The sequence below is a fragment of the Pelagihabitans pacificus genome (assembly GCF_009371985.2).
GTDB classification, from domain to species: domain Bacteria; phylum Bacteroidota; class Bacteroidia; order Flavobacteriales; family Flavobacteriaceae; genus Pelagihabitans; species Pelagihabitans pacificus.
Genome location: NZ_VIKU02000006.1, coordinates 181,203 through 202,856, shown reverse-complemented (window position 1 = coordinate 202,856; position 21,654 = coordinate 181,203). Strand labels below are relative to the sequence as shown.

The window sequence follows — 21,654 nt, the reverse complement described above, 5'->3', positions numbered from 1 at the left end:
CTTATTTCAATCCAGCATCCAACCTTTTGTAAATTATGAACCGTATGAAAATCCGATTATTTCTTCCATTACTCTGTCTTACATTCCTATATCTTGGCTGTGCCCAAACAAAGGAGGAACCATCCAAAATCGCTTGGGACACCTATGGGGTGCCCCATATATCGGCCAATAGTCTGGAGGAGTTGTTCTTTGCGCAAGGCTGGGCCCAAATGCACAACCATGCCAACTTGATCGTGCAGCTCTACGGCAGCTCGCGTGGTAAAGGGGCTGAATATTGGGGAGGGAAGAAACTTGAAAACGATATGCTCATTCATACGTTGGGCCTGCCGGAATTGGCCGAGGAGTGGGAATCGAAACAGGACCCCGAGATCAAGACCATCTATGCCTCCTTTGTTGAGGGAATGAACGCCTATGCAAAGGCCCATCCCGAAAGTATTGATGAAGACAACAGGGTTGTATTGCCCTTGACCACTAAAGACATGAACATGCATAGCATGTACGTCATCTTTACCCGTTTTATCGGTGGAAACGATTTAGGGCGGGTCCAGGAATGGCCCGACATGGGATCTAACACCTATGCCATTGGTCCACAGCGTTCGGCTTCGGGCAAAGCGATGTTGGTTCAAAATCCGCATCTTCCTTGGTGGCAGGAGTTTTTATTCTTTGAATCGCATTTGAACCTAAACGGAAAAAATATGTACGGCACGACCTTGGTTGGCTTTCCGGGAATCGCGATTGGATTTAACGAGCATTTGGGATGGAGCCATACCGACAATACCATAGACAATGCCGACACCTATGAATTGGAGCTTCAAGACGACGGCTACCTCTTGGATGGGAAACGTAAAGAATTTGAGACTACCTCCAAGATCATTAAGATAAAACAGGACGACGGAACGTTGGTCGAACAGACCATTCCCCTGATGAAAACCGTACACGGACCTGTGGTGAACAAGAGCGAAAACAAGGTACTGGCCCTACGTTTGGCGGGTTTAGACCGTCCTAATATGTTCTTACAATGGTGGAGGATGATCAACAGTGCCAACTTCCAAGAGTTTGAAAATGCCTTAAAAATGGCACAGATTCCCTTTTGGAATGTGATGTACGCCGATCGGGAGGGAGAGATTTTCTATCTGTTCAATGGCCTTGTCCCAAAAAGGAGTTCCGGAGATTGGGACTATTGGGATCGTGTGATTCCCGGAGGGAAATCTGCCGACGTATGGACCGAAATGCATTCCTATACAGATTTGCCAAAGGTCAAAAACCCGGCAACCGGTTGGTTGCAGAATGCCAATGACCCGCCTTGGACCAGTACCATTCCAATGAGTTTGAATCCCGATGATTATCCGGCGTACATGGCACCACGATACATGTCTTTTAGACCACAGCGCTCGGCTAGGATGTTATTGGAAGATGAGTCGATTACTTTTGACGAGTTGGTAGACTATAAACTTTCCACCCGTTTGGAAGTTGCCGACCGTATTCTCGACGACCTCTTTGCCGCTGTCGATGCCTCGGACTCCCAAAAGGCCAAGGAGGCCAAGGTAGTTCTGGAAACTTGGGACCGCGAAGCCGATGCGGACAGTAAAGGAATGTTATTGTTTTACAACTGGGCAAGAAAATTCAATGTATGGAAGAATTCGAATTACGAAAAAGGCTGGGATATCGAACATCCGAATACGACCCCGGACGGACTCGCCGATCCCGATGCTGCGGTACAGTTGTTGGAAACTGCTGCAACTGAAATCAAAACCAAGTTTGGCAGTCTCGAAGTGCCTTGGGGTGAGTACTACCGAATCAACTACAACGGCAAAAACCTTCCAGCAAATGGAATCGATGGTTCTATGGGCGTGTTTCGGGTTGCGTGGCCCGGTGGAGGGGACGACGATCATATGTATGTCGGCGGTGGTGACTCATGGGTAGGAGTCATTGAATTTGGGGACGAGGTACGTGCGAAGGTATTACTGAGCTACGGCAACGCTACGCAGAAAGATTCACCGCATTATGGTGATCAATTGGAACTTTTCTCCAAAAAAGAATTGCGCGACGCCTGGTTCAAAGAAGAAGACGTAAAATCGCATACTGCTAGAAGGGAAGTACGCCAAGGAAACGGATTTATCGAAAAATAGGGATGTAATCCGTTGGGAATAGAATCAAGGCGAAAGAATATCCCTAAATTCAAGGAAGAAGGCCTCCAGCTTTTTCATACGATTGTTTAGAAAAATCATGGTTTCTTGCCAACTATTTTTGTCATGGATTGAAACGCCTTCCTTCCTTACATAAATTCTTGAGACTTCCTTTTGGTTTTCTAGGATAAAAGCATCATCAAACTTCGCATCTGGGAGATAATCGTCGATCAGAATTGATTTCAATGCATTCACTTTTTCCCAAAGATCGATGCGTTTTTCCAAATCACTCGATTCGATGTCCATCAAAACCATGGCACCATTCACGTCGAAGTGAAATTTTAAGGCAAGTCCTTTAATATTCGTATGATATAAAATCCATTTTCGGGGATACGATTTTCCGAAGGCAATCCAGAAATCCTGTCGCAACCTTTTTGATTCCTCTTTACTGAACATCAGAGCAGATAAGCAATTCCTATTCCCAGGACAATGACAATCAATTTTCTCAAATTGAATTTGTGTCCTTCCGAACTTTCAAAAAGGATAACCGTTGAAATGTGTAAAAAAACACCGATAACCAAAGCATTAATGGCCGCATAATGCCGGGTAGCCCATTCAAAATTAGTGGAAACATAACTGCCTATGGGGGTCATAAGTGAAAATAGGATAATAAAGAAAATGGCCTTTACCAGCGGTATTTTGGAGCCCAAAAGGAAAATACTCAATATAATGGCAATAGGTATCTTGTGAATCAGGATGCCATAGAGAATATGATCATGGCCTTCTATGGGGAATCCCTCCAAAAAAGAGTGGACGGAAAGGCTTAAAAATAACAACCAGGGAAAGGCCGATTTTTCCGCATCCAGATGTACATGTCCGTGTTCGGCCCCTTTAGAGAAGAATTCCAGAAAAATCTGTAACAAAATCCCGAGCATGACGAACAGCCCCACGGTCTTGGGTTCCGATTTTGCATAGACATCGGGGAAGAGTTCAAAGATGGTTAGGGCCAAAAGGAATGCCCCACTGAAAGCCAACAACAGTTTAAAATGCTCCTTGTTTTTTGGTTTGGCAACAAGAACCAGTACAAAACTTAAAATAACGGCAAGAACAAGAAGCAGATAGGTCATTGGTTGTTGTTGTAACCGATGAACAATGCCGTGGGCGTCACGATTTGCCGGCACATGTACATCAATAACTTTATGTCAGTAATTATTCGGCTTAAAATTAACCTATTTTTGCCATTGAAAGAATCTCGCCGATGAACAATAATTTTAAAATGGTGGCCAAGACGCTTTTTGGTTTTGAGGAAATCTTGGCCAAAGAGTTACGCAATCTAGGGGCCGGTAATGTAGAGGAGGGAGTACGTAGTGTTTCTTTTGAGGGAGACACGGGCTTTATGTATAAAGCGAATCTTTGTCTGCGTACAGCAATCAAAATCATCAAACCCATTCACTCTTTCAGCGTTCGGAACGAGAATGAGTTGTACAAGCAAATATACGCGATGCCGTGGGAAGAGTATTTATCGGTGGATACTTCCTTTGCCGTCGATAGCACGGTGAACTCGGACTATTTTTCGCATTCGCTGTATGTTTCGCAAAAAACCAAGGATGCTATCGTTGACAAGTTCAGGGATATGGATGGTAAAAGGCCCGATGTCGACCTGAAGTTTCCCGACATTCGCATCAATATCCACATTCATCGAAACCACTGCAACGTCTCGTTGGACAGCTCCGGACGCTCCCTACACCATCGGGGGTACCGAACTGCCACTAACATCGCCCCCATCAACGAGGTCTTGGCAGCCGGACTTCTGTTGTTAAGCGGATGGGAAGGCCAATCGGATTTTTTGGATCCCATGTGTGGTAGCGGTACGTTGTTGACCGAAGCGGCAATGATTGCCTGTAATATTCCGGCGAACATCAACCGAAAGGGGTTTGCCTTTGAAAAATGGGCGGATTTTGACGAAGCGCTTTTTGAAAAGATAATAGAGGTCCGTTTAGGGAAGACCCGGGAATTTCACCATAAAATCATCGGGTACGATAAAGCACCTTCGGCGGTAAGAAAGGCACAGGACAATATCGCAAATGCCAATCTATCCGATTATATAAGCGTTGAACGAAAGAATTTTTTTGAAACCGATAAACCCGTTGAAGGTCGGTTACACATGGTTTTTAACCCACCCTACGGGGAGCGTTTGAACCTCGACATGCAAGATTTCTATGCCGCTATCGGCGATACGTTGAAGCAAGGTTACCCCGGAACGGAGGCTTGGTTCATTACCTCCAACTTACCGGCCTTGAAGTTTGTAGGACTCCGCCCGTCGAGAAAAATCAAGGTATTCAACAGTCATCTGGAATCTCGCTTGGTAAAGTACGTAATGTACGAAGGAAGCAAAAAAGCCAAGTATCAAAAAGAGGAATAGATGCGACCGAAACATAAGGCCTTGATGTTTAATTTTTTTGGCTTTGCCATTCTTTTTATAATTACACGGATAATCCTAGGCCATTTCTTTTCATTTCATCGAATCATTTTGGCAATCACCGCCTTCGTCATAGCCAGTCTGCTTGCACCTAAATTCGCTGTCGTTACCGATGACGGTAATAAGAAAATAATAATGAAATGGCTATTCATCAATGGCTTTCGGGAGTTATGACTACTCCTCAGGTGTAGGTTCCGCTTTCTTTGCTTTTTTGTATAAAGGCACTAAATACGTTATCGAATAGTTATAACCCACTCCAAAACGGCTGCCATCGGTAACTTTGTTGAAGCCCGGAATAAATAGATTGGTAAATTCCTTTGAATCTTGTTCCGGATTGGTGATCAAAATACCCAAGCGAACACTACCTCCAAGATAGAGGTTTTTGAAAAGCTCCATTTTCACACCGACAACACCTTCTATCCAAGAGGCCGTACGCCCATCAAACTCAAGACTTTCCTGTGAACCGGGGGTGAATCCGTTGGGGTTCCAATACCGGTTGGAATTAAAAATATTATAGTTGTTCACCGTCTGGGTAAAGGTGCTAAAGGCATAACGCCCTCCTACGGTAATCATATTCTGTTCGCCATACCAGTTACCATAGGTGTTGTAGTCAATACCGACTTTAATATAGCTTCCTGAAGCGGTGAAATCATAGAGCTCCCCGTCGCTGGTTTGGTCTTCATTAGGGCCCACTGACTCGGTACGTGTTTTTTTCTCGTTACCCAGCTCCCCTGCAATATAGAGTTTTTGTGAAAGCCGGTAATCCCCGACAAATTCCAGTCCGGTGTAGTCATCATTAAAAAATGAAGTAATGGGCCTACTCAAATCGATACCAACGCGAAGTCCGTAGGGCTGTTCGTAGACCAACGTGTCCTTTGGATTTAAATCGATGGTCTTGTCCTGTCCGAATCCGGCAACAAGCACCAACAGAAAAAATAGGTTAGTGCAATATTTTGACATGGGCGGAGCTAGCGTTTTCTACCAAGGGGGTAACGATTCGTATTTCTTCTATCCACAAACTATCATCGATGATGGCAGTTGCGGATAGGCTATCATAATTGACGATGAAGCCACAGGCACGGGAAACAAATAGTTCCCGGGTTTCGTAATTGAAAGTTATGTTATCCATATTTAGGGTGGTTTCATCCTCCTCATCCGGGTTTTGGGAGAATATAAAGGATGTACCGCCTTGGTCGACCCGTAAAGGAATTGCAATTGAATCCAGGGAGGCATTGGCAATGACCCCCAAGGTATCGGAGCCGTTTAATCCTCGTACTTCCAATGCAGGAACGGTCTTGAGCAGGGTAGTATCGTCTTTATCGTAGAAACGAATAACCAGTAAGGGGGTATCCCCATCTACACAGATATCGTCTTTTTCGCAGGAAGCGATGCAAAGGATTCCAAGAAAAATCGAAAACACAAGCTTTGTTCTGTTCATAGCCCTATAGCTTTTCCAAAAGTACGACATTTTCGACATGATGGGTTTGCGGAAACATATCCACGGGCTGTACCTTGGTCACTTTGTAATCAGCCTTCATCAATGCCAAATCCCGTGCCTGTGTAGCGCTGTTACAGCTTACATAGACAATTTTTTCTGGGGCAATCCTTAACAATTGTTGTACCACATCCTTATGCATACCGTCCCTGGGAGGGTCGGTAATCACAATATCCGGTCTACCGTTAGCCGCGATAAATTCCTCATTAAGAACATTTTTCATATCCCCGGCAAAGAAGTCCACGTTTTGGATCCCATTGTGCCCCGCATTTTCCTTGGCGGCGATAATAGCGTCGGGTACCGATTCGATCCCTACTACCTTTTTCGCATTTTTTGCCACAAAGAGGGCGATGGTGCCGGTGCCGGTATAGAGGTCATAGACGTGCTCGTCTCCGGTAAGTCCTGCAAAGTCGCGAGCAATTTTGTATAGTTCGTACGCCTGTTCCGAATTGGTCTGATAAAACGATTTGGCATTGATTTTAAACCGGAGACCTTCCATCTCCTCGAAAATATGATCCCTGCCGCTATGGCAAACTATTTCTTGATCGTAAATAGTGTCGTTCTGTTTTTGATTGACGACATAAAGGAGGGAAGTTATTTCGGGAAATTGTTCGGCCAGATGGTTGAGCAGTAAATCCCTTTTTGTGTCATCATCCTTCAAGAACTGTATCAATACCATGATTTCCCCGGTAGAAGCTGTTCTTATCATCAAGGTGCGCAACAAGCCTTCCTGTTTTCTTGGGTCGTAAAAAGCCATCCCATTTTTCAAGGCAAAGTCCTTGACATCCAGTCGAATGGCGTTGGAGGGGTCTTGTTGTAAATGACACTTTTTGATATCCAGGATTTTGTCCCACATTCCGGGAATGTGAAAGCCTAAGGCATCCTTGTCCTTGATTTCCTCGTTGGATTGAATTTCCTCCAAGGTCATCCAACGATTGTTAGAAAAGGAAAATTCCATTTTGTTACGGTAGAAATACTCCTTTTTGGAACGGAGAATGGGGCTGATTTCGGGAAGTTCCAAGTGGCCAATACGTCTTAAATTGTTTTCTATTTCCTTTTGCTTATAAAACAACTGATGCTCGTATCCCATATCTTGCCATTTGCATCCCCCACATACCCCGAAATGTTGGCATTCGGGAGCGACCCGTTTTTCGGATAGGGTATGGAACTGTGTGGCCACCCCTTCGAAATAGGCCTTACGTTTTTTGGTAATCTGCACATCGACCACATCACCTGGCACGGTATTGGTCAGAAAAATGACCCGTCCGTCAGGGGCCTTGCCGATGGTTTTCCCTTTTGCTCCTGCGTCGATGACCTCGACATTTTGGAAAAGCGGTCGCCTCTTCTTTTTTTGCATGGGGCAAAAGTAGCAATCGCGTGGCATTTATTACTTCTATCTTTGGTAGGATCCTATTAAAAAGAGTTAAAAAAGTGAACCTTTTTTTCATTTTTGGTTCTTAAGGGTATATATGTACAATGACCAGCCGAAAAGTATTTGATGCATTATTGGTATTGCAATACCAGTCCGGGGATAGTAAGGCTTTGGACCTACTGGTCAAAAGGCACCACGAAAGGTTGTGCAGACAGGCGTACTGGTACACCAGGGATATGGAAGCCTCAAAAGATATTGTCCAGGATTGTTGGGGCATCATCATTAGAAAAATTGGTGGCCTTCGGGATGCCAATGCTTTTGAAAGTTGGGCCATGCGTATCGTTACCAGGAAATCGTTGAACTTTTTGAATAGGGATAAAAAGGCACAACGGCAAATTTCCGAGATACCATCGACAAAGGAAGATGCGAACTATGATGAAGAACACCAAACGAATCTGATCCAAATAAAAAAAGCCATACAACAACTACCGAAGGACCATCAAGTGGTACTACGCTTATTCTATACCGAGGAATACTCCCTTAAAGCAATCAGTTCGATACTCGATGTATCGGTTGGTACCGTAAAGTCTAGGCTGTTTCACGCAAGGGAAAAACTAAAAATAATCGTTAAAAAATAAAAACATGAAAAAAGAAATGAATAAAATCGATGAGTTGATAAAGGAAACCTTGGATACCGAGGAAGCCAGGTTCTATGATGAATTGGAGGAACAAAATCTCATGGGCAAGTTGGGGCAGGCTCACCGAGGCAAAACCGGATGGTTGGTTAGCATTATGACCGTCGCGCACTTGTTGATCTTTGTCGCTTTCATCTATTGCATTGTGCAGTTTTTCAACACACAGGTGACCAACGAATTAGTGATATGGTCCGCGGCAGGTTTTATATGTATGATAGCTATGGCCATGTTAAAGCTGTATGTGTGGATGCAAATGGATAAGAACGACCTTTTGAGGGAGTTAAAACGGCTGGAACTACAAATTTCAGCCTTGTCCCACAGGTTGGATAAGTAGGTGGGCCTATTGGCATGAGATAGCTGGAGGGGAGGAATCCGAACTTGTATGTAGTACTTAATTGAAATTGCCCATCTCCAAGTACTGCCGGTTCAGCTATTTTTTTGTGGGCCTTTTTCGGGCTTGTACCTACTTTTTTGTAATTTAGCAACTCTACAAAGGATGATTTCTCTCCTACGCTGAATTTTCTCCCGATGGTTCGGGATCGAAAGGAAAAAGGTACAGAAGGAATTGCTAAAGTTTTATTTAAAGTAATTTTTATCATGTCTGTTTTAGAAAGGATAACTTCTAAAGATGCCATCGCATTGGAGGAAAAGCACGGCGCACAGAACTATCACCCACTACCTGTAGTTTTAAGTAGGGGAGAAGGGGTCTATGTCTGGGATGTCGAAGGCAAAAGGTATTACGATTTTTTATCGGCATATTCCGCAGTGAATCAGGGACATTGTCACCCTAAGATTATTGGGGCGTTGCAAAGTCAAGCCGAAACGTTGACCCTTACTTCAAGGGCATTCTATAATGATATGCTCGGTAGGTATGAAAAGTACATCACCGAGTATTTTGGTTTTGACAAGGTGTTACCTATGAATACCGGTGCCGAGGCTGTAGAAACTGCCATCAAACTCGCCAGAAAATGGGGATACGAGAAAAAGGGGATACCGTCGAATCAAGCAAAGATCGTTGTGTGCCAAAACAATTTTCACGGGCGGACGATTACCATCATTTCCGCTTCCAACGACCCGGTAGCTACGGAAAACTTCGGGCCATTTACACCAGGAATCATCTCCATACGGTATAACGATATAGACGCCTTACGGGAGGCCCTTACAGATGAACATGTGGCTGCTTTTTTAGTTGAACCAATCCAGGGTGAGGCAGGCGTATATACTCCCGACGACAACTATATCAAAGAGGCCTTTGAGCTTTGTCGTTCAAAGAATGTATTGTTTATAGCCGATGAGGTGCAGACCGGTATCGCCCGAACAGGAAGGTTATTGGCCAGCTGTGGCAATTGCTCCTGTCCGGATAAGAATTGCAGCGGCACCCCGGATGTAAAACCGGATATCCTAATTCTCGGGAAAGCCATTTCAGGAGGTGTTTTTCCGGTATCGGCCGTACTCGCGAATGATCCCATCATGGAAGTGATACGACCTGGAAACCATGGTTCCACCTTTGGAGGAAATCCCTTGGCATGCGCTGTAGCTATGGCTGCCTTGGAAGTGGTGAAAGAAGAGCATCTGGCAGAAAATGCCGATCGACTAGGGAGGCTCTTTCGGGACGAAATGCAAAAATTGGTTGCCAAATCTAGTTTGGTGCGCTTGGTACGCGGTAAAGGATTACTGAATGCAATTGTCATCAACGATTCTGAGGACAGCTCCACCGCTTGGGACATTTGCATGGCCCTAAAGGAAAACGGACTCCTTGCAAAACCGACCCACGGAAATATCATCCGCTTTGCACCCCCATTGGTAATGACCGAAGAGCAACTGTTGGATTGTATCTCGATTATCGTTAAAACCTTGGGTGAATTTAAAAAATAAAGAAAACCTCCGAGACTATCGGAGGTTTTTTTAATGTATGTACCGTCTTCTTTCTCTTTTAGAAGTTGCCTTCCGCGGCAATAATGGCTACGATGACCCCAAAATAGATAATCGTCAATATCAATGCGATCAAGGAGAGCCCCAATCCGATATAGGACAGTACGCGCCCGGTCTTTACATTTTCGTAACCTGTATAGTGACCTGGATTTTCCAAATAAATGCTTTCCGCTTTCTTTGCACTCGATAGCCCTATAAAACTAAAGATGGCAGCGAATGGGCCACAACAAACGAAGACCAACACGATTGATAAAATACCAAAGGTCAAAGCGTTACTGGCGCCTGGAAGGGTTTCTTGGTTCATGTTTTCTAAGTAGTTTGTGTTTATTGGCCTTGTGCTTCCATGGCTTCCTCATAGGCCCTCATAAATTCCTCCTGCATTTCATCCCAGCCAACGGTCGATATTACATAGATAATTCGAATTATCAGTAAAACGTTGAGTATCAAAGCGATGATTGCAACAATCTTTCCCGTTTTTATTTGACTGTAGTTGTCGTAGCCTTCAGGATTTTGCTTGTAAAGTTGTTCCGATTTAGTTGCCATATAAAATGCAATCCCAGAGGGGATAACACCCAGTCCGGCAAAACAACAACAGAGATAACCGAATATACCAAGAACAATGATCAAGGTTCCATTTGGTAATTGTCTTTCATTCATAAGAATCAGCTTTAGTTAAATAAGTTTTAGAAAAAAGTTGCCCAGTATTAAAACCACGGTGGAAATCATTAGGGTTTTGATTACAATGCTGGCATATTTTATTTTGAAAAACGAATTGGCGATCAGGAATACAACTAGCGGAATCATTGCGTAAATAGCAGGGTATATATGAAAGGCCGCCTCAAATTCCCCGCGTATCAAAAAAGCGATCGACCTTTGAAGTCCGCATCCAGGGCACTCAAATCCCAAAATACGTTTGCTGAAACACGGAAGCATGAAATCTTCCAAAACCAGCAAAAAAAATATGAGTCGCATCTGTTGAAGAATCTATATTGCTTGTGAAAAATACTATTAATTTTGGGGAATAAAAATAAAAAAATGGCTGTTTTTGAGATTGGAGACAAGGTAGAGACCGTAGACGATACCATTATCGGTACGGTAGTGGCTATCTACAAAAATGAGGTTACTATTGAAAGCGCCGAGGGATTCCAATTCAAATTTTCCCCCTCTGAACTGGTAAAGACCCACTCTGACAATGTAATTAAGGTTACGAATTACGAAGTGGCTCAAATAAAGAAAGAAAAGGAGCTTCCCAAAAAGAAGCCGAAACAAAGTGTCAAGCCCAAGCAGCGAAATGCCCCAAGAATGGTGGTGGACCTACATATTAACCAGCTGGTGCGTTCTACCAAAGGTCTCAACAATTTTGACATGCTGAACCTACAATTGGAAGCCGCCAAAAGACAGCTTCGGTTTGCTATTGATAAACGCATACAAAAGATAGTATTTATCCATGGGGTGGGGGAAGGCGTGTTAAAAGAGGAGCTGTATGCGTTGTTTAGACGCTATCAAAACATCACCTTTTACGATGCGGACTATCAACAATATGGAATGGGAGCGACCGAGGTGTACATTTATCAAAATCCCTAATTCCCTTGATCCTCCGGTTTTGTAGTGGTGACCGTACCAAATTCACTTATGCTCAAGTCGGTTATTCGATTGCTTTCCGAGATGATTAAGGATATTTCAGTAATATTAATTTGGTGTGAAAAGGTGATGCTATCTTCGGTGGTGGTCGTAATTCGAATCAATCCATTCTCGGCCGGTATCTCATCGATGACTACCGGAGAGGTAGGCGGGATAGAAGCACAGAAATAATCCGTATCTACTTGGTCTGAAAAAATGCGATACACGATGTTTGCCGGTTGCGAACTGCCTATCTCGACGGTATCGACGTCGACTTCGTTTTTAAGCGTGTTTGCGGCAAGTTCCAAAATCAATGCCTCGTCATCGTTTATTTTGAACAATACGTTTTCCGCCTCCACTACCACAGTTTCGCAGCTCTGCGGATCGACACTGTCGAAGTCCAAGGTCTCGATTTGCAGATCACCGTCGTCACAATTCAGAAGAAGTAACGGCCAACAGATAAAAAGCAGTCTTTTCATGGCTCAAATGTAATCGAAATTACCGATAGCATGAACCCACATGCCTTAGAAATTAACTTTATTTAGGTTATTTTTGGGGAATTGAAATTTACAAGCGTTGGAGGTACAAAAAGTTTATTTGGATAATGCCGCTACCACAAGGGTCAGGGATGAAGTAATCGCCAAAATGCAGGAGGCTTTGGCCGGTTGTTATGGGAATCCTTCTTCGACCCATAGCTTTGGAAGATCGGCCAAAACGGCAATAGAAACTGCCCGGAAGACCATTGCAAAATATTTGAATGCACATTCTTCGGAAATCGTATTTACCTCGGGGGGCACGGAAGCGGATAATATGATTATGCGTTGTGCCGTTCGCGATCTGGGTGTCAATACGATCATCACGACCAAAATCGAACACCATGCGGTTCTCCATACGGCAGAGGACTTGGTGAATGAACATGGTGTGCATCTAAAGTTTTTAAAGCTTGATGCCCACGGGAATCCGGATTTAATGCATTTGGAAGAACTTTTGAGCGTCGATGACCGTAAAAAGCTTGTGAGCTTGATGCACATAAACAATGAAATCGGGAATAAGATCGATATGAAAGAGGTGTCCGTGCTATGTTCCAAGTATGCCGCCTTGCTCCATTCGGACACCGTACAGTCGATTGGGCATTATGAATGGGACTTAGAAGAAATCCCGGTGGATTTCCTGACGGCGGCGGCTCATAAGTTTCATGGGCCAAAGGGCATTGGTTTCGCATACATCAGGAAAAACTCAGGCCTAAAGGCCTTTATTTCAGGTGGTTCCCAAGAACGCGGTTTCAGGGGAGGTACGGAAGCATTTCACAATATTGTGGGTTTGGAGCAGGCTTTTATCGCTGCCTATGACAATCTCGAATCGGAACGCACCTACATCACCGAATTGAAACGCTATTTTATCGAACGGATCAAAAACGAGATTCCTGATGCTAGGTTCAATGGCTATTCGGGAGATTTGGAGAACAGCACCTACACGCTGGTAAACATATGTCTTCCTATAGATGCCCAAAAGGCCCTAATGTTGTTGTTTCATTTAGACATCAAAGGAATCGCCTGTTCAAAAGGGAGTGCCTGCCAGTCGGGAAGCGATGCAGGTTCCCATGTATTGCGGGAAATATTAACGGATGAGGAGTTGCAACGACCGTCACTGCGTTTTTCATTTTCGAAATACAACACGAAGAAAGAGCTTGACTATGTTGTGGAAACACTGAAGGAATTTATAGCGGATTAATTCTTTTGCTTTTTCCGTTCCCTGCGCTTTTCCCGATCATACGGAAACTTTCGTGTGGCCATTCTCATCATTCTGTCAATAAGGTCGTCGGTATTTCTACCTGATTTCTTATTGATTTCCTTTTCGTATTTCCATAGTAGTTTTCCAGTATCACCATCGCTTATTTTGATACCAATTCGACCGTAATTCGCCTCCCCAAGAAAGTAATCGATGATACTGAACTCAGTTGGTACTCCTTTGGATAGCAATACGTTCAAATCTAAATTGCCGCTTACGATTCCATCGACCTCCAATATTTCACTCAACTGTTTGGTCGTATAGATATCTATATTTTCGTATGTGATTTGGTTCTGGGCAAGAATTGCGTTGGTGTTTTTGGTATTTTGAAATTCGACAGAGAATTTCTTTTTTTTCTTTCTTTTGGAAAAATAGGTCTCCAGGGCATTTTGAACGGCCACTCCTTCTTTTTTTTCCAACGCCCTCAGCTCCTCTTTGGTCATATCGTCCTTTAAATCTAAACGGGTCAAAAAAGGCAATATGGCCAACACCTTATGGTCTTTGCTTAATTCATCGAAGGTATCGGCCTCATAAATATTCTTTTGGGCATATGTGCCAAAGCCGAAAACCAGTACTATGATAAAAAGAATCTTATTTTTCATTTGACTATCCTAAACTGTTTTTAGAATCGGGCCCCCACCCTTAGGTTAAGCACCCTGCTGGTCAAAAAATTGGGGACGGCAAACTGTTGTTTACTATCCACATCCCTTACCCAGGTATTAGTAATGGAATTTTGGGTATTGAACAGATTAAAAATTTCAAAACCAAGACTCAACGCCTTGAAGCGATAAAGCCAATGGTTTTTAGGGTATCTTTTATTGCTATCGACAAAAATATAGGAAATTCCCAAATCTGCCCGTCTGTAGTCCCGTAATCTATTTTGAAAAAGGTACGGGTCGGCGTAATTCGGCGATCCCCCGGGTACCCCGGTATTGTATATTAGGTTCAAATACATTTTCAAATCAGGAATATTGGGCACGTAATCCTGAAAGAGAATCCCCACTTTTAAACGTTGGTCAGTGGGGCGGGATATGTATCCACGGCCATCGATATTTTCTTCCGTTTTAAGGTATCCCAAGCTCAACCACGATTCCGTTCCCGGGACAAAGGCACCGTTCATACGTAGTTCGGCCCCATAGACATAGGCCTCGGCGTTATTGTTTGCCGCATATCGAATGCGAACATCCTCCAAGGTGTACGGATTCACGTTGCTCAGGGCCTTGTAATAGGTCTCGCCCACAAGGGTGAAAGGGCGGTCCCAAACTGTAAAGCTATACTCGCTGCCCAACACAAGGTGAATGGACTTCTGCGCTTTGACATTGGGGTTGATCGTCCCGTTTTGATCCCTTAGTTCCCTATAAAATGGGGGTTGTTGGTAGACACCGCCCGAAATTCTGAAAAGCATATCACGTTGCCATCGGGGTTTGAGTGCGAATTGGGCCCTGGGGCTCAAAATGGACTGCGACACCTTCTCGACCCCGGTACCACTTATGGTCCAGTACTGACCCCTGAGGCCCATATTGTAGTAGATTTCATTGCCATTCCAAGATTTTTGATTGCTGTATTGGATGAATCCGCTAAAGCGATTTGTCTTGACAAAGTTGGTGGCGTTCAGTTCATCAAAGGCAATAATGGGGGCGTCGAAAGGTTCCTCCGGCTGATTGTTGACAAATTCTGAAGATGGCGGTCGTATATAGAAACCGACGGAGTCAATAAATTCGGATTCCCGGATACGGTCCCTGATATCTTCGTGGGTATATTTGCCTCCCCATTCGAGTACTTTTTGGTTTTTGGCATATCTTCCCCGGTGTTGCATAGTAAAGATGAGGGCGTCCAAGTCGTTACGGGCCCTATTGAATTCAGTTGCCAATCCACGCGAGGAGTTTACCTCACCGAGATTATCGCTTCCAAGGTTGGTGTCGATTTCGCCCAGTTCGTATTGTGCGATAACATCCGAATATTCTTCTTCCGTAGTATGATAGATTGAAGAAATGAGTTTCAAGGTTACCTCATCATTTAGAACGTAAGTGCCCTTAAAGGCACCTAGTGCCGTATCAAAGCGATTGTTTTCCCTTCCTTCATAGAATACAGTGAGCACCTCCGGTGCATCCAAGGTACCGAATGTGGTTTGCCGGTTGATGGGTTCGTTTTGATAGTCGTTAATACTGATATTCCCTAAAAAACTAAGATTGAACTTGTTGGAAAAACGATAGGTGAAATAGCTTTGTAAATCCGCGAAGGTGGGATTGAAATTGGACTGTGTTTCAAGGCTATTGACCAGTAAGCTATTGTTTCGATATCGGACGCCTAGGATACCGCTAAAATTTTTATCTTCGGAGATAGTCTCTACCGAGGCCGCAGCTCCCAAGAAACTTACATCGAGGCTCGCCCCAAAAGCAACCGGGTTTTTGTAGGTAATGTCCAAGACGGAAGATAACTTGTCCCCGTACTTTGATTGAAAACCTCCAGGTGAAAATTTAACATCCTGAACCAAATCGCTATTCACAAAGCTGAGTCCTTCTTGTTGCGCGGAACGCACCAAAAAGGGGCGGTAGACCTCGATGTCGTTCACGTAGACCAAATTTTCATCGTAGTTGCCGCCCCGAACCGAATATTGTGTGCTGAGTTCATTGCTTGATGATACACCCGGTAATAACTTTAACACGTTTTCTACCCCGGCATTCGCTCCTGGGATTTTCCTAACGACCTCTGGTGACACGCTTAGGATGCCCCTGGCCTCCTTTTCCCCAGTCGGACTTACGGTGACTCCTGCCACTTGGATGGCATTGGTCTTCATTACTGGATTGAACTCAAAGGTCTCGTTGGTCGTAAGGATAAGGTTTTCCAAGACCACGTTCTCATGGCCCAAATGTGAAAAGGTAACCGTGGTGGGGGTATCGGCCACGAGCTGCAGTACGTAAAAACCATCCGGATCCGTGAAGCTTCCCCCGTTTTCAGTAGTGATGTTTACTCCCCCCAAAGGCGACTCATTTTCATCGAGCACCACCCCCGTGATGGTAGCGGTCTGAGAATAAATCAGGCCCAATGGGCAGCATACCAACAAGAGAATAAGATATCTAAAACGCCTCAAATTTTCTATTTACGATAAAATGTGCTTTTGTAAATGGTCGTGTTGCCTACGTTATCACTAACCGTAACTTGGAGTTCACATTGGGTTTTGTCCAATATCTTGTCGTCAAAGTTGTATGTCAAGGTCCTTGTTTTTGGCTCGTATTCCATAAGAATCCAGTCACCGTTAAGAGTGGCGGAATAGCTCTTGACCCCGCTGAGGTCGTCGGAAATTCGGAGACTGAGATAGCTATAGTTGTTCAACCATTGTTTTTCCTTAAAATTTTTGGGTCTAATTGTTGGGGGAATGGTATCTTTAGCGAGGGTATAGGTTCCCAGATTTCTAGTTCTTGTAGTAAAGGTATTGCCCCTCTTGTAAGTCGATGCATAATTGGCATCCAAATCTTTGTCCAATCGGGCAATAAAAAGTTGTTTTCTCTCCTCCTTACTATATTTGGAAACATCGAAGGTGAGGGTGAAATTCCGATGGGCAGGAACTCTGCTATTATGTATGGTAATGGTATCCGTTCCTTTTTTGAGGTCAATATAAAAGTCTTTGTAAAAGGTATTTGCGGGAAAATAAACGGTGGCGGCGCCCAGGTCGTAATTGTTGTTCTTTTTGGCCACAAGGTACTCATCCGTTTTTTCCTCTTCTTTTTCAATTTTGACGGGTTCGTTCTTTCCTTCGACCGGAATAATGATCTTGGTCTCGTTTCCACCAAGGTCCCTAAGGAGTAAGGTTACGCTATAACTCATCCCTTCTTGAATGTTTATTTTGCCGTCATTGTAGAGGGTGTTATAGATGCCGAGCCGATTTCCGGGTGTTTTGAAACACTGCTGTATACGCTGGCGATAGGCTCCGAAATGCTCATAATCTATCAAGGTGTTGATGTATCGGCTCTCTGCAAAAGAAAAAGTCTCAAAATCATAATCGGTATATATCTTTCCGTTAACACTGAGTTGTACTGAATATATACCATTTTTATTCGCCGCCAGGTCTTGTCTGTCAAAGCCCTTAAAACCAAAACCGATAGTGCCCAAAGCAGACACCTTATCGGCCAAGAAAGTACCGTCTTTCTGTCTTTTGAAATTCAATTCCACCTTGTCGGTGCTCTGATTCACTCTGGCATTTTTAGAAAGGGGGTAGGCATAGACTTCTTCTAGAACGGGGTTGGTCGCATCCCTGACCTCAAAGCCATATAACAAGGGATTTGTAGGTTTTTCGGAAATACTACTTCGGATCTCGAAGTGTAAATGGGGCCCGGAAGAACCACCGGTATTCCCTGAATAAGCGATGACCTGTCCCTTTTTGACCGTTACTTCCCCTAGGTCTGGAAATACCTCTACTTGGTAAGATCTTTTTTGGTATTGTACCTTTTTAATGTACGCCTCGATTTCAGGCGCGAATTTTTGGAGGTGGCCGTAAACCGAGGTATATCCGTTCGGATGCGCCACGTAGAGTACCTTACCATATCCCCAATGTGCTATTTTGATACGGGTAACACTGCCGTCACCAATGGCATAAATCGGTAGTCCCTGCCTTTGTTGTGTCTTGATGTCGATTCCCGCGTGAAAGTGGTTCGAACGCAACTCCCCGAAAGTCCCGGCGAGTATCAAAGGAATATCCATGGGAGATTGAAAGGTTTCCTGTGGATAGTTCTCCTGTGCAATTACAAAAAGTGAACAGCACAAAACCCATCCACATACTATTTTTCTCTTGTCAATTTTTGGTAACACGAAGTAAACCATAACAACTTTGATGCCTATTTGTGAATATTGAAACGGGATTTTTTGTCAGGTATTGGGGTATGACACTAAAAAACGGGTAAATTTAAACAGATGAACCTAATTATCCGACTTGATTTTGGAAAACCTTTTACATTGGGAGCCAGCTAAGGGCCGCGAGGCGTTTTCATGACGTTAAAGTATCGCTTAAGGAATAATTGAAAAAAGAATTGCTAAGTCGGCAGATGTATGTTAACTTTGTGTAAATCGTATTGAATTTCGTTTATGAGTGAATTGGTTCAAATCGTTGATTCCCTTGAAAACAAAATTAGCAAATTGCTACACCGATTGGATGTACTGCATCAGGCTAATGAAAGGTTAGAGAGAGAACTGGTTTCCATGAAGAACGAAAAGGAAACCGTACACAGTTCGGTCTCTGAGTGGGAAGAAAAGTACAATTCCTTAAAGTTGGCGAATTCAATGCTAGGCAGTAATGAAAATAAAACGGAAGCTAAGCTTAAAATAAACACATTGATCAGGGAGTTGGACCATTGCATTTCACAGCTTGCTGAATAATTGGCAATAAATTGTATGTCTGAAAAGCTCAAGATAAAGCTTTCAATTGCAGATAGGGTATATCCCCTAACCATAGACCCCAGCCAAGAAGAGGGGTTGCGGAAAGCCGCAAAGAACATTGAGCAATTGGCCAAAAAGTTCGAACAGAGCTATGCCGTGCGTGACAAACAAGATGTGCTCGCCATGTGTGCCTTACAGTTCGCATCGAAAATAGAGCAAAAAGGCATCGACCAATCCGAAGGTACCCTAGAGGCCCTGGAGCGGTTGAAGTCTCTTGACGATTTGGTGAATGCCAAGCTTAGTATAAAGTAAATACGTTCTTTAAAATACAATCAAAGTTACTGCCCACATTGGTACTATCTTTTGACAAACTCAACGTTAATTAAGTTTAAAAAGGGTGAGTTTAGGTCGTAAAAGCATGCCTTGCTTGTACAAGGATCCTTGATCGGTCTGTTAGCCCTAAACCTGTTTATAGGAGTTTGTACAAAACTTCCTCCGATGTGGGCTTTTTTTATAGGTTCGTTTCGGGACAAGTTTTTGAATATCCCGACGACAGGGACCAATCACAATACAATGGGAGCGGGTTGCTTCGATTGAACAGTTTAATTTGAACACCATGGATTATACATTTATCATCATAGCGGCAGTAGTAGGGCTCGCCATAGGTTTTGCCATTGCAAAATTTATGGAGAAAGGCAAAGCGTCCAAAACGATCGCCAATGCCAAGCGGGAAGCGGATAGCATCCTGAAAAACGCCAAAACGGAAGGTGAGAACATTAAAAAGGACAAGATTTTCCAAGCAAAGGAAAAGTTCTTGGAGTTGAAGGCAGAGCACGAGAAGGTGATTATTGGAAAGGACAAGAAAATTAATGAAGCCGAAAAACGCGCACGGGATAAAGAATCACAAGTAAGCAATGAACTGGCCAAGAGCAAAAGACTGAACGAACAGCTAGAGTCAAAAATAAAGAATGCAGAACACCGTATTGAGGTTTTTGAGAAGAAACAGGCCGAACTTGAAAAATTGCACAAACATCAGGTACAACAACTGGAGGTAATTTCGGGGCTTTCCGCCGAAGATGCCAAGACCCAGTTAATGGAGTCCTTGAAGGAGACGGCCCGCACGGATGCGATGAGCTTCATTCAAAACACGGTGGAAGAAGCCAAACTTACTGCGGAACAAGAGGCACGAAAAATCGTAATTAATACCATACAGCGTATTGGTACCGAGGAAGCCGTGGAGAACTGCGTATCTGTGTTCAACTTGGAATCGGATGATGTAAAGGGCCGTATCATTGGACGGGAAGGGAGAAATATCCGTGCGTTGGAGGCCGCTACCGGAGTTGAAATCATTGTGGACGATACCCCCGAAGCCATTATACTCTCCTGTTTTGATTCCGTTCGACGGGAAGTTGCCCGATTGTCTTTGCACAAATTGGTGACCGATGGAAGAATACACCCTGCGCGTATCGAGGAAATTGTTAGGAAGACCGAAAAGCAAATAGAACAAGAAATCGTGGAGGTAGGAAAACGTACCGTAATCGATTTGGGTATTCACGGATTGCATCCTGAATTGATCCGTTCCGTTGGGCGTATGAAATATCGTTCCTCCTATGGTCAAAATCTTTTGCAGCACTCCAGGGAAGTTGCAAAACTATGTGGTGTAATGGCCGCCGAACTCGGGCTAAATCCTAAATTGGCCAAGCGTGCGGGGTTATTACACGACATCGGGAAGGTACCCAACACCGAAGCGGAGGTCGAAACACCGCATGCGATTTTGGGAATGCAATGGGCCGAAAAGTTTGGGGAGAAGCCCGATGTGTGCAACGCCATTGGTGCCCACCACGACGAAATCGAAATGAAGACCTTGATTTCGCCCATTGTACAGGTCTGTGATGCCATTAGTGGTGCGAGACCGGGTGCACGGCGCCAGGTACTTGATTCGTACATACAGCGATTAAAGGATTTAGAGGATATCGCCTTTGGTTTTGGCGGTGTGCAAAAAGCCTATGCCATACAGGCTGGTAGGGAACTGCGTGTTATCGTGGAAAGTGAAAAGGTGAGCGATGACAAGGCTGCCGAGCTCTCTTTTGAAATTTCCCAGAAGATACAGACCGATATGACGTATCCCGGTCAGGTCAAGGTTACTGTTATTCGGGAGACTAGAGCGGTGAATGTGGCTAAATAGTTGGCTTTGTCTGGCTTAAAGGAGCCTTTGTAGCCCTTTTTCACAAAAACGTTGATACAATTTTGGAAGTCGGGTTTTGAGCGTATTTTACTTTTCCGTGACCTTTCGATGAGCATCACCGAATGCTGTTTCCAGAGCGCTAAAAGGTCATTTTCATAATCGGTAAAAATCGCTCTTTTATGGAACTTTGCAATTGTCCAATCACCCGAAACCCAACTTTCCCGTAAAAGGTCGCTGCATTGGGGTCGGCATCCAGCGTTATGGTCTTGTACCCCAGACTACGGATTCGTTTCGTGCAATCGTCCATCAAGTGTTTCCCATAACCTTTGCCGATAAATCGGGGTTCCATAAATAGGAAATCAAGTTTTACATCGGTTTTATTTTCTGGACGAAAGGCGTAAAACCCGATTACTTGTTGATGGCCGGTTAGTTTGAAAACCTGATTATGTCGTATATAAGTAGGGGTTACCGTTAGTTCGTCCCGCCACTCTTCGAGCTGTTTCTTGGAATAGCCCCAATGTGCTTTGGAACGAAATGTCAGTTCAGTGAGTTTTGCGGAATCGCTACTCTTTGCTTTTTCAATCCTCATCTA

24 protein-coding genes and 1 other RNA gene are annotated in these 21,654 nt (G+C 44.0%); 12 read left to right on the top strand and 13 right to left on the bottom strand.

The window, feature by feature from the left end:
* The first annotated feature begins 44 nt into the window (after positions 1–44).
* Positions 45–2,129 (top strand): acylase, encoded by a 2,085-nt coding sequence (locus FK220_RS17885; protein ID WP_152575725.1) that lies wholly within the window; start codon positions 45–47, stop codon positions 2,127–2,129.
* A gap of 24 nt (positions 2,130–2,153) precedes the next feature.
* On the opposite strand, the gene FK220_RS17880 is transcribed toward FK220_RS17885, so the two are convergent.
* Both FK220_RS17880 and FK220_RS17875 read right to left on the bottom strand, forming a co-directional pair.
* On the bottom strand, positions 2,154–2,582 hold the full coding sequence (locus tag FK220_RS17880) for a DUF4268 domain-containing protein (RefSeq protein ID WP_152575724.1): 429 nt from the start codon (positions 2,580–2,582) through the stop codon (positions 2,154–2,156).
* Complete coding sequence (locus FK220_RS17875) at positions 2,582–3,253, bottom strand: ZIP family metal transporter (protein ID WP_152575723.1); 672 nt, start codon at positions 3,251–3,253, stop codon at positions 2,582–2,584. Before FK220_RS17875 ends, FK220_RS17880 begins: the two co-directional genes overlap by 1 nt.
* A gap of 131 nt (positions 3,254–3,384) precedes the next feature.
* On the opposite strand from FK220_RS17875, the gene FK220_RS17870 reads away from it, so the two are divergent.
* Together FK220_RS17870 and FK220_RS17865 are read left to right on the top strand one after the other, a co-directional pair.
* Positions 3,385–4,548, top strand: a complete 1,164-nt coding sequence (locus tag FK220_RS17870; protein ID WP_152575722.1) for a THUMP domain-containing class I SAM-dependent RNA methyltransferase — start codon at positions 3,385–3,387, stop codon at positions 4,546–4,548.
* On the top strand, positions 4,549–4,779 hold the full coding sequence (locus tag FK220_RS17865) for a hypothetical protein (protein ID WP_152575721.1): 231 nt from the start codon (positions 4,549–4,551) through the stop codon (positions 4,777–4,779).
* Here FK220_RS17865 and FK220_RS17860 read toward each other — a convergent pair whose 3' ends face one another.
* From FK220_RS17860 to rlmD, 3 genes are read right to left on the bottom strand one after another with little or no spacing between them, the layout of a single operon-like run.
* Positions 4,780–5,565 (bottom strand): DUF6048 family protein, encoded by a 786-nt coding sequence (locus FK220_RS17860; protein WP_152575720.1) that lies wholly within the window; start codon positions 5,563–5,565, stop codon positions 4,780–4,782. It lies immediately after the preceding gene.
* A complete protein-coding gene (locus FK220_RS17855) occupies positions 5,546–6,043 on the bottom strand; it encodes a DUF6452 family protein (protein ID WP_152575719.1) in 498 nt (165 codons plus the stop codon). Before FK220_RS17855 ends, FK220_RS17860 begins: the two co-directional genes overlap by 20 nt.
* Before the next feature lie 4 nt (positions 6,044–6,047).
* Positions 6,048–7,457 carry a 23S rRNA (uracil(1939)-C(5))-methyltransferase RlmD gene (gene rlmD, locus FK220_RS17850; protein ID WP_152575718.1) on the bottom strand — a complete coding sequence of 470 codons (1,410 nt, stop codon included), beginning with the start codon at positions 7,455–7,457 and terminating at the stop codon, positions 6,048–6,050.
* 119 nt (positions 7,458–7,576) lie between these two features.
* Here rlmD and FK220_RS17845 point away from each other — a divergent pair, with 119 nt between their 5' ends.
* From FK220_RS17845 to rocD, 3 genes are all read left to right on the top strand, one after another.
* Complete coding sequence (locus tag FK220_RS17845; RefSeq protein WP_152575717.1) at positions 7,577–8,110, top strand: RNA polymerase sigma factor; 534 nt, start codon at positions 7,577–7,579, stop codon at positions 8,108–8,110.
* Positions 8,111–8,114: 4 nt separating this feature from the next.
* A complete protein-coding gene (locus FK220_RS17840; protein WP_152575716.1) occupies positions 8,115–8,501 on the top strand; it encodes a DUF6768 family protein in 387 nt (128 codons plus the stop codon).
* 263 nt (positions 8,502–8,764) lie between these two features.
* Entirely contained in the window at positions 8,765–10,042 is a 1,278-nt protein-coding gene (gene rocD / locus FK220_RS17835; protein ID WP_152575715.1) for an ornithine--oxo-acid transaminase, read from the top strand.
* Between the two features lie 58 nt (positions 10,043–10,100).
* On the opposite strand, the gene FK220_RS17830 is transcribed toward rocD, so the two are convergent.
* The 3 genes from FK220_RS17830 to FK220_RS17820 are packed head-to-tail and all read right to left on the bottom strand — an operon-like array spanning position 10,101 to position 11,032.
* The gene (locus FK220_RS17830; RefSeq protein ID WP_152575714.1) at positions 10,101–10,403 is read right to left on the bottom strand and encodes a CCC motif membrane protein; all 303 of its coding nucleotides are present in this window, start codon (positions 10,401–10,403) and stop codon (positions 10,101–10,103) included.
* A gap of 20 nt (positions 10,404–10,423) precedes the next feature.
* Positions 10,424–10,756, bottom strand: coding sequence for a CCC motif membrane protein (locus FK220_RS17825; RefSeq protein WP_152575713.1), 333 nt, complete (start codon positions 10,754–10,756; stop codon positions 10,424–10,426).
* Between the two features lie 15 nt (positions 10,757–10,771).
* A complete protein-coding gene (locus FK220_RS17820; protein WP_238719101.1) occupies positions 10,772–11,032 on the bottom strand; it encodes a DUF2752 domain-containing protein in 261 nt (86 codons plus the stop codon).
* Positions 11,033–11,134: 102 nt separating this feature from the next.
* Between FK220_RS17820 and FK220_RS17815 the strand changes: the two genes are divergently transcribed.
* Positions 11,135–11,683, top strand: coding sequence for a Smr/MutS family protein (locus FK220_RS17815; protein ID WP_152575711.1), 549 nt, complete (start codon positions 11,135–11,137; stop codon positions 11,681–11,683).
* Here the strand turns inward: FK220_RS17815 and FK220_RS17810 are convergent.
* Complete coding sequence (locus tag FK220_RS17810) at positions 11,680–12,198, bottom strand: hypothetical protein (protein WP_152575710.1); 519 nt, start codon at positions 12,196–12,198, stop codon at positions 11,680–11,682. The genes FK220_RS17815 and FK220_RS17810 overlap by 4 nt on opposite strands.
* Before the next feature lie 97 nt (positions 12,199–12,295).
* Here FK220_RS17810 and FK220_RS17805 point away from each other — a divergent pair, with 97 nt between their 5' ends.
* On the top strand, positions 12,296–13,450 hold the full coding sequence (locus FK220_RS17805) for a cysteine desulfurase family protein (RefSeq protein ID WP_152575709.1): 1,155 nt from the start codon (positions 12,296–12,298) through the stop codon (positions 13,448–13,450).
* Here FK220_RS17805 and FK220_RS17800 read toward each other — a convergent pair.
* The 3 genes from FK220_RS17800 to FK220_RS17790 are packed head-to-tail and all read right to left on the bottom strand — an operon-like array spanning position 13,447 to position 18,313.
* On the bottom strand, positions 13,447–14,109 hold the full coding sequence (locus tag FK220_RS17800) for a hypothetical protein (protein ID WP_152575708.1): 663 nt from the start codon (positions 14,107–14,109) through the stop codon (positions 13,447–13,449). The two genes, FK220_RS17805 and FK220_RS17800, sit on opposite strands and share 4 nt — an antisense overlap.
* Positions 14,110–14,129: 20 nt before the next feature.
* Positions 14,130–16,598, bottom strand: a complete 2,469-nt coding sequence (locus FK220_RS17795) for a TonB-dependent receptor (RefSeq protein WP_152575707.1) — start codon at positions 16,596–16,598, stop codon at positions 14,130–14,132.
* 5 nt (positions 16,599–16,603) lie between these two features.
* Positions 16,604–18,313 carry a M23 family metallopeptidase gene (locus FK220_RS17790; RefSeq protein ID WP_394352434.1) on the bottom strand — a complete coding sequence of 570 codons (1,710 nt, stop codon included), beginning with the start codon at positions 18,311–18,313 and terminating at the stop codon, positions 16,604–16,606.
* Between the two features lie 273 nt (positions 18,314–18,586).
* Here FK220_RS17790 and FK220_RS17785 point away from each other — a divergent pair, with 273 nt between their 5' ends.
* The 4 genes from FK220_RS17785 (at position 18,587) to rny (ending at position 21,062) form a co-directional block, all read left to right on the top strand.
* Positions 18,587–18,877 carry a hypothetical protein gene (locus FK220_RS17785; RefSeq protein ID WP_152575705.1) on the top strand — a complete coding sequence of 97 codons (291 nt, stop codon included), beginning with the start codon at positions 18,587–18,589 and terminating at the stop codon, positions 18,875–18,877.
* Positions 18,878–18,892: 15 nt separating this feature from the next.
* Positions 18,893–19,189 (top strand): cell division protein ZapA, encoded by a 297-nt coding sequence (locus tag FK220_RS17780; protein WP_152575704.1) that lies wholly within the window; start codon positions 18,893–18,895, stop codon positions 19,187–19,189.
* A gap of 58 nt (positions 19,190–19,247) precedes the next feature.
* A non-coding RNA gene (gene ssrS, locus FK220_RS17775) (6S RNA) lies at positions 19,248–19,358 on the top strand.
* 135 nt (positions 19,359–19,493) lie between these two features.
* Positions 19,494–21,062, top strand: a complete 1,569-nt coding sequence (gene rny, locus FK220_RS17770; protein ID WP_152575703.1) for a ribonuclease Y — start codon at positions 19,494–19,496, stop codon at positions 21,060–21,062.
* Positions 21,063–21,201: 139 nt separating this feature from the next.
* On the opposite strand, the gene FK220_RS17765 is transcribed toward rny, so the two are convergent.
* On the bottom strand, positions 21,202–21,651 hold the full coding sequence (locus FK220_RS17765) for a GNAT family N-acetyltransferase (RefSeq protein ID WP_152575702.1): 450 nt from the start codon (positions 21,649–21,651) through the stop codon (positions 21,202–21,204).
* Positions 21,652–21,654 lie beyond the last annotated feature (3 nt).